At 69.7% G+C, this 11,832-nt stretch carries 11 protein-coding genes; 5 read left to right on the top strand and 6 right to left on the bottom strand.

All coding sequences use genetic code 11. The features are described 5' to 3' along the window. Nucleotides 1-88: 88 nt before the first annotated feature. The gene (locus tag EV653_RS10315; protein ID WP_134100716.1) at nt 89-955 is read right to left on the bottom strand and encodes a TIGR03619 family F420-dependent LLM class oxidoreductase; all 867 of its coding nucleotides are present in this window, start codon (nt 953-955) and stop codon (nt 89-91) included. A gap of 87 nt (nt 956-1,042) precedes the next feature. Continuing rightward, a complete protein-coding gene (locus tag EV653_RS10310) occupies nt 1,043-1,447 on the bottom strand; it encodes a universal stress protein (RefSeq protein WP_134100713.1) in 405 nt (134 codons plus the stop codon). Nucleotides 1,448-1,504: 57 nt separating this feature from the next. Between EV653_RS10310 and EV653_RS10305 the strand changes: the two genes are divergently transcribed. Then, nucleotides 1,505-2,287: an LLM class flavin-dependent oxidoreductase gene (locus EV653_RS10305; RefSeq protein WP_134100710.1), complete on the top strand. Its 783-nt coding sequence runs from the start codon at nt 1,505-1,507 to the stop codon at nt 2,285-2,287. On the opposite strand, the gene EV653_RS10300 is transcribed toward EV653_RS10305, so the two are convergent. Genes EV653_RS10300 through EV653_RS10290 form a run of 3 tightly spaced genes read right to left on the bottom strand, consistent with a single transcriptional unit; the run spans nt 2,274 to nt 5,579 of the window. Further along, nucleotides 2,274-3,887 carry an AMP-binding protein gene (locus tag EV653_RS10300; protein ID WP_238159665.1) on the bottom strand — a complete coding sequence of 538 codons (1,614 nt, stop codon included), beginning with the start codon at nt 3,885-3,887 and terminating at the stop codon, nt 2,274-2,276. The genes EV653_RS10305 and EV653_RS10300 overlap by 14 nt on opposite strands. Beyond that, complete coding sequence (locus EV653_RS10295) at nt 3,884-4,762, bottom strand: SDR family NAD(P)-dependent oxidoreductase (protein ID WP_134100707.1); 879 nt, start codon at nt 4,760-4,762, stop codon at nt 3,884-3,886. Before EV653_RS10295 ends, EV653_RS10300 begins: the two co-directional genes overlap by 4 nt. A 40-nt stretch (nt 4,763-4,802) precedes the next feature. Continuing rightward, the gene (locus EV653_RS10290; protein WP_134100704.1) at nt 4,803-5,579 is read right to left on the bottom strand and encodes an alpha/beta fold hydrolase; all 777 of its coding nucleotides are present in this window, start codon (nt 5,577-5,579) and stop codon (nt 4,803-4,805) included. A gap of 46 nt (nt 5,580-5,625) precedes the next feature. Between EV653_RS10290 and EV653_RS10285 the strand changes: the two genes are divergently transcribed. Beyond that, complete coding sequence (locus tag EV653_RS10285; RefSeq protein WP_134100701.1) at nt 5,626-6,747, top strand: M24 family metallopeptidase; 1,122 nt, start codon at nt 5,626-5,628, stop codon at nt 6,745-6,747. 3 nt (nt 6,748-6,750) lie between these two features. On the opposite strand, the gene EV653_RS10280 is transcribed toward EV653_RS10285, so the two are convergent. Next, nucleotides 6,751-7,743, bottom strand: a complete 993-nt coding sequence (locus EV653_RS10280) for a GlxA family transcriptional regulator (RefSeq protein ID WP_134100698.1) — start codon at nt 7,741-7,743, stop codon at nt 6,751-6,753. Between the two features lie 71 nt (nt 7,744-7,814). Here EV653_RS10280 and EV653_RS10275 point away from each other — a divergent pair, with 71 nt between their 5' ends. From EV653_RS10275 to EV653_RS10265, 3 genes are all read left to right on the top strand, one after another. Beyond that, nucleotides 7,815-9,089 (top strand): MFS transporter, encoded by a 1,275-nt coding sequence (locus EV653_RS10275; RefSeq protein ID WP_238159664.1) that lies wholly within the window; start codon nt 7,815-7,817, stop codon nt 9,087-9,089. Nucleotides 9,090-9,134: 45 nt separating this feature from the next. Next, nucleotides 9,135-9,629, top strand: a complete 495-nt coding sequence (soxR, locus tag EV653_RS10270) for a redox-sensitive transcriptional activator SoxR (protein WP_134100696.1) — start codon at nt 9,135-9,137, stop codon at nt 9,627-9,629. Nucleotides 9,630-9,693: 64 nt separating this feature from the next. Then, on the top strand, nt 9,694-11,832 hold the full coding sequence (locus EV653_RS10265) for a RecQ family ATP-dependent DNA helicase (RefSeq protein ID WP_134100693.1): 2,139 nt from the start codon (nt 9,694-9,696) through the stop codon (nt 11,830-11,832).

The raw sequence follows: 11,832 nt of genomic DNA, 5'->3' as shown, positions 1-11,832 counted from the left end.
GGGAACTGGGGATGGACTCGGGGACTCGGTCCGGGCATCAGGCATAACCAGTCCAGTTTAGGCGTCCACCCCCAGCGCCTCATCCGGATTACCGCAGGTGGCCCGCCAGCGCCTTCAACGCCGCGATCTGCTCCGGGATCGGGGTGCCGACGAGGTTGAGGTCCCAGTCCACCCGGGTGATCCCTTCGGCAGCGGCTCGCCGCAGGTCGTCGAGGATCGTCTCGGGCGTGAAACCCGCCGGTCCCTGCAGCATCGGATGCGGCTTCATCGGCCCGGCCCGGAGGATGATCGGCCCGGAACCACCCGCGTCGTGATACCAGCTGATCGCCGCACACGTGGACTCCCAGTCACGATGCGCAAGCGTCAGCCCGTTTGCGATCCGGGCAGCGCGTTCGATCGCCGGCCGCGCGACCCCACCGCCGTACAGCGTCAGCGGTTCCACCGGCTTCGGCCCGAGCGTCGCCATCGGCACGGTGTAATGCTCGCCAGCGAACTCGACCGGATCAGGCCCCCAGCAAGCCCGCAGTACCGCGACCGACTCCTCGAACGCTTCAACCCGGCCGCGCGCCGGCACGCCAGTAGCGACGAACTCCTCCGGCAGCCAACCGAGCGCGATGCCCAGATCCATCCGCCCGCCGGAGAGCTGATCGATGGTCGCCACCCGCCGCGCCAGCACGACCGGTTGCTGGAACAGCGGCACGAGTACGGCGGTGTGCAACCGCACCCGCTCGGTCCGCGCCGCGACGTACGTCAGCGTCTCCAAGGCGTCGTACGCCGACTCCCTCGGCAACCCGGCGTGGTTCACCCAATCCGGCGCCGCCGGCACCAGCAGCCGCTCGAAGACCGACACCGCCGCGAATCCGAGCTCGTCGGCGGCCGTCGCGATCTCGACGACGGCATCCGGCCCGCGCAACCCGACCACCGGCAGCCCGACGCCAACCTCGGGATATGACATCCGCAGTTCCTTCCGCTCCAGGGCACCCCGAAGGCGCCCGTTCACCCGTGGGTCGGAGCGGGTTCCGGGTTCTTGCGGTCAGTCCGGTCAGTCGTGCGGCGACGGCACCTTGACGGCGAGAACCGGAACAGGCGACTCGAGCAGGACGCGCTGAGCGGTGCTGCCGAGGATCAGCTTGCCGACGGGGGAGCGGCGACGGAGACCGAGCACGATCAGGCCGACGTCCTCCGCGGCGGCCGCCTTGAGCAGCGCGCCGGCCACGTCACCTTCGGTGACCGCCTGCTGGATCGTCACCTCGACGCCCTGTTCGCGCAGCTTGGCCTCGGCGGCAGCCATCTCGTCGGCGTTGGCGTAGCGGGCGTCGATGTAGGAGTCGCCCCGGCTGGTGTTCAGGAGCAGGACGGAGGCGCCGCGCAGCGAGGCCTCGGTCGCCGCGGCGGCCAGCGCCGCCTCACCTTCGGGCGATGGCACGTATCCGACGAGAATCTTCACGGCCCCACTCTCCCATCAATCGTCCTCGCCGAAGGTCAGCCGGTTAAGGTCAAGCGCATGGTTGAGCTGCAGGTGGTCCTCCCGGACGAGTCGGCAGCGATGCCGCCCGAGCGCTTGGTCGAGCTGGCCGTGGCAGCCGAGGAGCTGGGCTACGGCACGGCGTGGTTGCCCGATCATCTGCTTCCGCCGGGAGAGTTCGGCTCGACATACGGCGGGGTGTACGAGCCGCTCGTGACGATCGGGTACCTCGCGGCCCGCACGAGCAGGATCCGGTTCGGCACATCCGTACTGGTGCTGCCGATCCGGAGCGCGTTCGTCGTCGCCAAGCAGGCCGCGACCCTGCATCGGCTGTCGGGCGAGCGCGTCGTACTCGGGCTCGGTGCCGGCTGGGCTCGCGAGGAGTTCGCGGCGGTCGGCGTCCCGTTCGAGGAGCGTGGGCGGCGTACGGACGCGTCGCTGGAGATCGTCCGCGATCTGTTCGAGGGACGCGATCGCGGCGGGGTGTTCGAGCCGAAGCTCCGGGCGCCGTTGCCGATCATGATCGGCGGCACGACGACGCCGGCGCTGCGGCGGGCGGCCAGGTTCGGCGACGAGTGGCAGGGGCTCGGGCTGGACGGCGCCGGTTTCAGCGCGGCGGTCGCGCGACTCCGGTCGTTCGGGGAGCGGAAGGTGAAGGTCGGCACCCGGCTCGACTGGTCCGGTGGCGATCCGGAACCTGTCGTCGCGATGGCGCATGAGCTCGCCGAGGCCGGTGCCGAGACGGTCGCGGTGTCGTTCGGAGACGAGAGTGACGTGCTCGAGCGGATGACGCGGTTCTACGGTCTGTTCACGGCGGGCTGAGTCTGCTGCGCAGGACCTTGCCGGTGGCGTTGCGGGGGAACTCGTCGAGGATCACGATCTGGCGCGGGGTCTTGTAGCGGGCCAGGTTCGCCTTCACGTGCGCGATCAGTTCGTCCTCGGTCACCGGCTCGCGGAGGACGACGTAGGCGACGAGACGTTGACCGAAGTCGTCGTCCGGTACGCCAGTGACGACCGCCTCGGCGACCGCGGGGTGCGCCGCGAGGCACTCCTCGACCTCGACCGGGTACACGTTCTCGCCGCCGGAGACGATCATGTCGTCCTCGCGGCCGTCGACGAACAACCGGCCGGCCTTGTCGAGATGGCCGAGGTCGCCGGTGCTCATCCGCCCGTCGACCACGGTCTTGCTCGAGCCGTCGGAGTACCCACCGAACACCAGCCCGCCGCCTGCGAAGATCCGCCCGGTCGTGCCGGTCGGCACCTCGTGGTCCTGATCGTCGAGGATCCGGATCGAGCTGCCGAGGCACGGGCGACCAACCGTGCCGGGCGCGTCGAGCAGGTCTGCGGAGTTGGCGATCGTGGCGATGCCGACCTCGCTCGACCCATACGCGTCGCACAGCACCGGACCGAACCGCTCGATGAACCGCTCGGCCAGCGGCACACCGAGCTGCGACGCACCGGAGATCACCGCCCGCAACGAACGCAGGTCGTACTCCGCGATCGCCTCCGGCCCCAACTCCAGCAACCGCCGCAACATCACCGGCACGGCGACCACCGCACCCGCGCGAGTCGTCTGCACATCCTCGAGCAAGGTCACGGCGTCGAACCGCGGCCGCAAGACCAACGGCGCCCCGAGAAACAACGCCAGCATCGACGTCAACAACCCGAGCCCGTGAAACAGCGGTGGCCCGATAACCACCGGCTCACCCGACCGCACCCCGAACCGACTGAGCGCACTCGCCGTCAACCCCGCCAATCCCAGCGCGGTCGGCACCCGCGGCGCCGCTTTCGGCGTGCCCGTCGTCCCCGACGTGAGGATCGTGATGTGCCCAGGCGTCGGGGGAGCCGATGCACTCGCGGCCCGGCTCCCCGCGAGCTCGTCCAGGCCGGTGGGGCTGGCCAGGACGGCCAGGAGCTCGGCCGGAGCGGCGAACTCTGGATCGTGGACCAGGAGGTCCGGGCGGTGGCGTTCCAGGACCGACTTGAGTTGCGGCGGGGCGAACTCGGTGTTGACGAAGAGGACGTCGGCGCCGATCCGGGAAGCAGCTAGCGTCGCCTCCAGGAAACCGATGTGGTTTCGGCAGAGCACGGCGACCTTGCTACCGGCAACGATGTTGTACTGCGCGTGCAGGCCGGCCGCGATGCGCTCGCACCGGCGGTCCAGCTCGGCGTACGTGAGCTGGTGATCACCCGAGATCACCGCCGTGCGATCGGGATACCGGATCGCCGCGATCACCCCGAGCGCGGCCATCGACTGCCCCCACGTCCGCAGTGCCCGCTCGATCCGCACGAGCTGCGCCGGCCCGGCCGACCGCCAGACCCCGGACCGGATCAGCGCGACCGACAGCTCGCCGACCTCGGCCGCGCCCTGGATCAGCCACTCCGGGGGACGCATCGGCCCGATCGGGCGGATCGTTCTCATCGCTTCTTCCCGCCTCCGGTACGCCGGAAGTACTGTTCGAGCAGCCGGTCCGTCGGCACCCGCAACAAGTTGCCCACGGCATCGGCCGGCCGGACGAACGGCGGGGTGATGTTGTGCGGCCGCTCTGCAACCGCCGTACAGACCTGATCGGCGGCCTGCGCCGGCGTGAGGCCCGGCATCTTGTTGAGCAGGGGCGTCGGCTCACTCATCCGGGTGTGCACGAGTCCCATGTACACGGTCGACGTCGTCACCCCGTCCCCGCGCACCTCTTGCGCCACGCAGCGCAGCCACACGTCAAAGGCACTCTTCGACGCCAGGTACGCCGACCACCGCGCCATCGGCGGGGTCCGCACCCCGGCCGTCGACACGTTCACGATATGACCCGAGCGGCGCTCCCGCATCGACGGGAGCAGCTCGAGCACGAGCTTCGCCGGGCCGAGGTAGTTGATCGCGTTCGTCCGCTCGATGTCGTGGAACCGCTGGTACGTGTCCGCGACCGACCGCCGGATCGACTTGCCCGCGTTGTTCACGAGTACGTCGACCCGCTCGTGCTCGGCCAGCACCGTCCGCACAAGCTCCTCGACCGCCGCAGGTTCGGCGAGGTTCGCCGGATACACGTATGCCGACCCGCCGCTCGCGCGGATCTCGTCGGCCACGACCTGCAACTGCTCCCCGGTCCGCGCCACGAGCAACACCGTCGCTCCGGCCGCAGCCAACCGTCGTGCGGTCGCTTCGCCGATCCCGTACGACGAACCGGTCACCAGGATCACCTTGTCCCGCACGGCCGCGGTCAGCCGTTCGTCGGAGATCCTGGTCCGCCCGTTGGTCAGCGCGACAAGCAACGGCCAGCCGAACGGACGCTTCCCAGTCACCATGCGGCCGACATTACCCGCTGGTAGCCACGCGCGGGAGCCCCTAACCGACTCTTTGCAACCACTCCCGCACCAGCGCGCCGAGCAACTCAGGCTGCTCGATCTGCAGGTTGTGCCCGGCCACGTCGAGGACGGCGAACGTCGCGCGCGGGTAGTGGGGGAGCAGCTCGTACCAGTCCTCGTACCCGGTGACGGCGTCCTGCCGTCCGCACAGCACCAACGTCGGCCGGGTGTAGACCGGTCCGCTCTCCGGAGCCGTCGACAGCGCCCAGTTCTCCTGGATCCGGTCCATGGCAGCCAGATCCGCGATCGCGATACCGGGCGCGACATCGGCGCGATAGGCAGCCAGCGCGGCCGCGGTCTGGACCACCGCCAGCTCGGTGAAGTCTTCACCCTCGGTCAGGGATTCGAGCACGCCCGGCTCGGTCCGCAGTACGACGTGTTCGGGGACCTTCCGGTCCTTGTGCCACAGCGTGCCGGTCGGGCAGATCAAGCCCATGCCCAGGATCTGCTCCGGGCGCTCGGCGATCAGGCCGCGGGACAGGTATCCGCCGTACGACTCGCCCATCAGCAGGAACGGCTCGTCACCGATCTGCTCGTCGATGAACCCCCGGACCGCGGCCATGATCCCGTCGGAGCTGTCGATGTCACCGGCCGGGCTCTGGCCCATCGCGGGCAGGTCGGGATAGAGCCGCCGGTATCCGGTCAGTTCGCTGAAGATCGGTTCGAGGCAGCCGGTCATCAGCCGGTGGTCGGGAGTCCAGCCGTGCAACGCAAGAACCGGAACGCCCTCGCCGAAGGTCACATGGTGCAGAGTCATGGAGGAGGTTTTAGCAATCGCTCCCGACAGTTTTAGAGTCGACCCCATGGCCCGTCGCTCAGCACTGCCTCCGATTCCCGACTTCGCCGTCCTTCGTTCCCGCCTCGATCGCGCCCGCGAGGCTGCGGCGGGCACCGGTCTGGTGATCGCGCCGGGCTCAGATCTGCGCTACTTGATCGGTCAGCCGGGTGGTTCGTTCGAGCGGCTCACCGCGCTGCTGATTCCTGCGGACGGCGCCCCGGCGCTCGTCGTGCCGAAGCTCGAAGCGCCGGGGTTCACCGGTTTGGAAGAGCTCGGGGTCGACGTCATCACCTGGGTGGACGGTGTGGATCCGTACAGCCTGGCTGCCGAGCGGCTCGGTGGTGTCGAACGGGTGGCGGTCAGCGACTTCACGCCGGCGCTGCATGTGCTGGCGATCCGCGACGCGTTGCCGAAGGCCGAGCAGATGCTGGCCGGGCCGATCGTCCGGGAGTTGCGGATGCGCAAGGATGCGGCCGAGATCGAGGCCCTGCGGAAGGCGGGTGCGGCGATCGACCGCGTGCATGCCCGGGTCGGCGAGTGGCTGAGGCCGGGGCGGACCGAGGCAGAGGTCGGTGCCGACATCGCCGCCGCGATCGTCGAGGAGGGTCACACCGAGGCGGACTTCGTGATCGTCGCGAGCGGTCCGAACGGCGCCAGCCCGCACCATGCGCTGTCCGAGCGGGTCATCGAGGCCGGCGACGTGGTGGTCGTCGACATCGGCGGACCAGTTGCCGAGGGCTACAACTCCGACTCGACCCGCACGTACGCCGTCGGCGCACCGCGAGACGCCGACGTGACCGCGACGTACGCCGTGCTGCAGCAGGCTCAGCAGGCAGCGGTCGACGCCGTTCGGCCTGGTGCGACGGCGGAGTCGATCGACGCGGCCGCGCGAGACGTGATCGCGGCGGCGGGCTTCGGTGAGTACTTCATCCACCGGACCGGGCACGGGATCGGGCTGGACGTGCACGAGGAGCCGTACATCGTCGCGGGCAACGACCTGCCGCTCGAGGCGGGGATGGCGTTCAGCGTCGAGCCGGGCATCTATCAGCCGGGCCGGTGGGGAGCGCGGATCGAGGACATCGTCGTGGTCACCGCGGACGGCGGAGAGTCGATGAACAACCAGCCGCACGACCTCGTAGTGCTCTGAGGTTCAGCCCACCCGGAAGGTCTTGCGGTAGGCGAGCGGCGAGACGCCGAGCTCGGAGCGAAGGTGGTGGCGCAGCGATGCGGCGGTCCCGAGACCTGCCTCGTGGGCTACACGGTCCACCGACAGGTCGGTCGTCTCCAGCAGGTTGCAGGCGTGCCGGACGCGATGCTGCAGCAGCCAAGTGCCGGGTGACTGCCCTGTCTCGGCCTTGAAGCGCCGGCTGAAGGTACGCACGCTCATCTGCGCGTACGCCGCCATCGCGGCCAGGCTGATCTCCTCGCCGAGTCGTGCGAGCGCCCAGGCCCGCGTCGGCGACGTACCCTCGCTGCCCTCCTGTGGAATGGCCCGCTCGATGTACTGCGACTGTCCGCCGTCCCGCCACGGCGGCACGACGCAGTGCCGGGCGGCCCGGTTCGCGACCTCACTGCCGAAGTCGCGGCGGATCAGGTGCAGGCAGAGGTCGACGCCCGCGGCGAGGCCGGCCGACGTGAGGATGTCGCCGTCGTCGATGAACAGCTTGTCCTCGTCGAGCTTCACCTGCGGGTAGACGCTGCGGAACAACTCGGCCCGCTCCCAATGAGTCGTCGCGGGCCGGCCGTCCAGGTAGCCGGCGGCGCCGAGGACGAAGGCGCCGGTGCAGATCGAGGCGATCCGGGTCCCCGGCCGGATCGTCGCGAGCGCAGCGGCCAGGTCGTCGGGCAGCGTGCCGTCGTACCGCGGCTGGTGGATGTAGGTGCCGGGCACGATCACGGTGTCGGCCTCGGCCAGCGCCTCGGGTCCGTGGTCGGGGACGAGATTGAACCCCGCTCCCGCCCGAACCGGGCCGCCGAGGCCGCAGATGCGGACGTCGTACAGCTTCGTGCCGTCGGCCTTGGTCGCCGCGCCCAGGACGGTCGGCGGGATGGTCAGGTCGAACCCGACGACCGGCTCGAGGGCGAGGACGGCGACCACGTGCGGACCGACGGAGGTCAGGTGGCGAGGGCTCCGTTGAGACATGGCCATATTTTGACACATGTTGTCCATCTGGCCACTAGTTCGATGATGGTCGAACCCGCACCCTTGATCGGGTGACGCAGATTCTCGAGACGAAGAAGACTCCCCGGGTACATCTGGCCTGGGCGGTCGCTGTGGTGGGGTTCGTGACCCTGATCGGTGCGGCCGGGTTCCGTTCGGTGCCCAGTGTGCTGCTCGATCCGCTGCACGAGGAGTTCGGGTGGTCGCACGCGACCATCTCGTCGGCGGTCTCGATCAACCTGCTGCTGTTCGGCGGCATCTCGCCGTTCGCTGCCGCGCTGATGGACCGGCTCGGTCTGCGCAAGGTCGTCAGCGGTGCCCTGGTGCTGATCGCGCTGGGCAGCGTCCTGACCGTCTTCATGACGTCTGCGTGGCAGCTGCTGCTCTGCTGGGGGCTCCTGGTCGGCGTCGGCACCGGATCGATGTCGATGACGTTCGTGGCGACGATCACCGGGCGCTGGTTCGTCCGCCGCCGCGGTCTGGTCACCGGGATCCTCACGGCCGCCGGTGCGACCGGCCAACTGGTCTTCCTGCCACTGATCGCGTCCCTGGCGGCGCACCACGGTTGGCGGGTGCCTGCACTCGTGGCCGGCGGCGCTGCGCTGGCCGTCGTACCGCTGGTGCTGCTGTTCCTCCGTGACTACCCGAGCGACGTCGGGCTGAGAGCGTACGGCGCTCCGGAGGGGAGTACTGCGGGACAGCGCGTCGAGACGACCGGTAGCAGCGCAGTGCGAGCAGTGCGTGCGCTAGGGATGGCTGTACGGCGGCCTGCGTTCTGGCTGCTTGCGGGTGGATTCGCGATCTGTGGCGCGTCGACGAACGGTCTGGTCGGCACGCACTTCGTGACGGCAGCCCACGACCACGGCATGCCCGCGACGACCGCTGCGTCGTTGCTGGCGCTGGTGGGCCTGTTCGACGTCGGCGGGACGATCTTCTCGGGCTATCTGACCGACCGGTGGGATCCACGGTTCCTGCTGATCGCCTACTACTCGCTGCGGGGACTCTCACTGCTGGTACTGCCGTCGCTGCTCGGACCGACCGCCGCGCCAAGCACGTGGGTCTTCATCATCTTCTATGGGCTGGACTGGGTGGCCACCGTGCCGCCGACCGTTGCGCTGTGCCGTGAGTGGTTCGGGCAGGACGGCCCGATCGTGTTCGGCTGGGTCTTCGCGTCGCACCAGGTCGGCGCGGCGCTGGCGGCGACCGGCGCCGGTGCGATCCGGGACGCCCAGGGCAGCTACAACCTGGCCTGGTACCTGGCCGGCGGGCTGTGCGCGGCGGCCGCGCTGATGTCCGCGAGCATCGGACGCCGACTCGTTGCCGCCTGACCCTGTCCGCTAGCCTCGATATAAGTTGAGGTTGGAGGGATGGCGATGGATATCGAGCCTGGTGAGCTGACGGTCGGGCAGCTGTCGCAGCGCAGTGGCGTGGCGATCTCCGCCCTGCACTTCTACGAACGCCAGGGTTTGATCCTGAGCCGCCGTACGTCGGGGAACCAGCGTCGGTACAAGCGGGACACCTTGCGCCGGGTGGCGTTGGTGCGGATCGCCCAGCGGGTCGGCGTACCGCTGGCCGAGGTCGCCGCGATCTTGAAGCTGCTACCGGAGAAACGGACGCCGACGCGGGCCGATTGGGAGCGCATCTCGGAGTGCTGGCAGGCGGAGCTCGACCGCCGGATCCTGCATCTCGAGCAACTCCGCGACGACTTCAAGGACTGTGTCGGCTGCGGTTGCCTGTCCCTCGACCGATGTGCGCTGGCAAACCCGTACGACGCGTTGGCCGCGAAGGGTCCGGGACCGCGCCGGCTGATGGACAACGACGGCGAGCCGTGTCATCCGGGGTCGTGTGATCCAGAGAAGTGCGCCTGAGGTTATCCACAGCTCCGGGGTCGCGCCCAGCGGACTGGGGGTGCGGGCGTCTAGGGTTTCCGGCATGGCTGAGACCAACGCGAATCCTGACTCCAGTGCGAGCCTGACCGAGGCGCGGGCGAAGGTCGCCGGTGAGGTGATCCGGGCGATCGCCGGTGACGAGGCACGCCTGCGTGCCGATCAGGAGACGGCGGTCGCAGCGCTGTGCGAGCCGGCGGCGCGGGTGCTCGTCGTGCAGGCGACCGGCTGGGGCAAGTCTGCTGTGTACTGGGCTGCGACCGCGATCAGACGGTCGGAGGGCGCGGGGCCGACGCTCGTGGTTTCGCCGCTGCTGTCGCTCATGCGCGATCAGGTCGCGGCCGCGAGCCGGGCCGGGTTGCGCGCCGCGACGCTGAACTCGAACAACATCGACGCCTGGTCAGGTATCGAGCAGGACCTGCGGTCGGGCGCGATCGACGTGCTGCTGGTGTCGCCGGAGCGGCTGGCCAACCCGGGGTTCGGGCGGCGGGTGCTCGACGGGCTGGCCGGCCAGGTCGGGCTGCTGGTGATCGACGAGGCGCATGCGGTGTCGGACTGGGGGCATGACTTCCGGCCGGACTATCGCCGGGTGTCCGACGTGCTGCAGCAGCTCAACCCGAAGACGCCGGTGCTTGCGACGACAGCCACGGCCAACTCGCGGGTGACCGAGGATGTGGCGAAGCAGTTGGGGGAGTCGACGCTCGTACTGCGTGGGCCGCTCGCGCGGGCGAGTCTGCAGCTTGCCGTCGTGGACAAGCTGTCTCCGCTCGATCGATTCGCGTGGGTCGTCGATCAGCTGCCGAAGCTTCCGGGTTCCGGGATTGTCTACGCGTTGACCGTCGCTGATGCGCAGCGGCTGGCCTCGGTGATTCGAGAGGTCCACGGCCGGGATGTGCCGGTCGCGGCGTACACCGGTCAGTTGGAGGCGGGGGAGCGGGAGAGCCTCGAGGACGCGCTGCGGGCAAATCAGTTGAAGGCGCTGATCGCGACGTCTGCGTTGGGGATGGGATACGACAAGCCTGACCTCGGGTTCGTGGTGCACGTGGGATCGCCCCCGTCGCCGGTGTCGTACTACCAGCAGGTCGGTCGTGCCGGGCGCGGGATCGATCACGCGGTGGTGGCCTTGCTGCCGTCGGACGCGGACTCGGGTGTCTGGGACTACTTCGCGACGGCGACGATTCCGGTTCCGGAGAATGTGCAGCGGCTGCTGCGGGCGTTGGAGGGGTACGGCCCGGATGAGCCGGCCACCGCGCCGGCGCTGGAGGCGGAGACCGGTCTGCGGCGTACGCGGGTCGAGTTGATGTTGAAGCAGCTGGCCGTGGACGGAGCGGTCGACCGGGTCGAGCGAGGCTGGGTGCGGACCGGGGCAGACTGGAGCTTCGACGCGGAGCACTACGACGGGATCGTGTCGGTGCGCCGGCGCGAGGCCGACATCATGCGCGCGTACACCCGTGGTGATCGTTGCTTGATGCAACTTCTCCAGGAGTCGCTGGACGACCCGTCGGCGGAGCCGTGCGGGCGCTGCTCGGTCTGCCTGGGGGAGTTGCCGGCGCCGCTGGAGTCGCGACCCGACCCAGAGACGGTGGCGACGATCGTCCGCTTGCTCCGCGGCGAGGTTCACGTGCTCGAGCCACGCAAGATGTGGCCCGGCGGTGCGTTCGGCGCCCGCGGGAAGATCCCGCCGGCACTGTCGGCCGAGCCCGGCCGCATCATCGTGTACGCCGACGCACCCGAGTGGCGCGAGGTTCTGCAGGGTGCCTTCGGCGGTTCGCCGGAGCCTGACGCGTTGGAGGCCCTGAAGTCCGGTGCAGTGGCCGCGCTGTCGCGGTGGCGCGGTTCGTGGTCGGGACGCCCGGAGGTCGTCGTACCACTGGCCGCCGGCGGTCACCCGGAGCTCACCTCCGCCATCGCCGACCACGTGGCCACCGTCGGCCGGCTCGACCGGGCGGAGCTGACAGTCGACCGCACCGGTTACACCGACGACCTCTCCTCAGCAGAAGAGGCAAGAGTCTGGCGAGACGGCCTCCAGGTCGACGACCTCACAGCCCAGGCAATCGCCGGCCGCACGATCCTCCTGCTCGTGGACGCCACGTCGTCCCAGTGGCCCGTCACGGTAGCCGCCGCCAAACTCCGAGAAGCCGGCGCCACCGCCGTCCTGCCCCTGGTCATCCACAAACGCCCGTAG

This window comes from Kribbella pratensis (assembly GCF_004365355.1).
Taxonomy (GTDB): Bacteria; Actinomycetota; Actinomycetes; order Propionibacteriales; family Kribbellaceae; genus Kribbella.
This window is presented reverse-complemented; position numbering and strand designations above follow the sequence as displayed.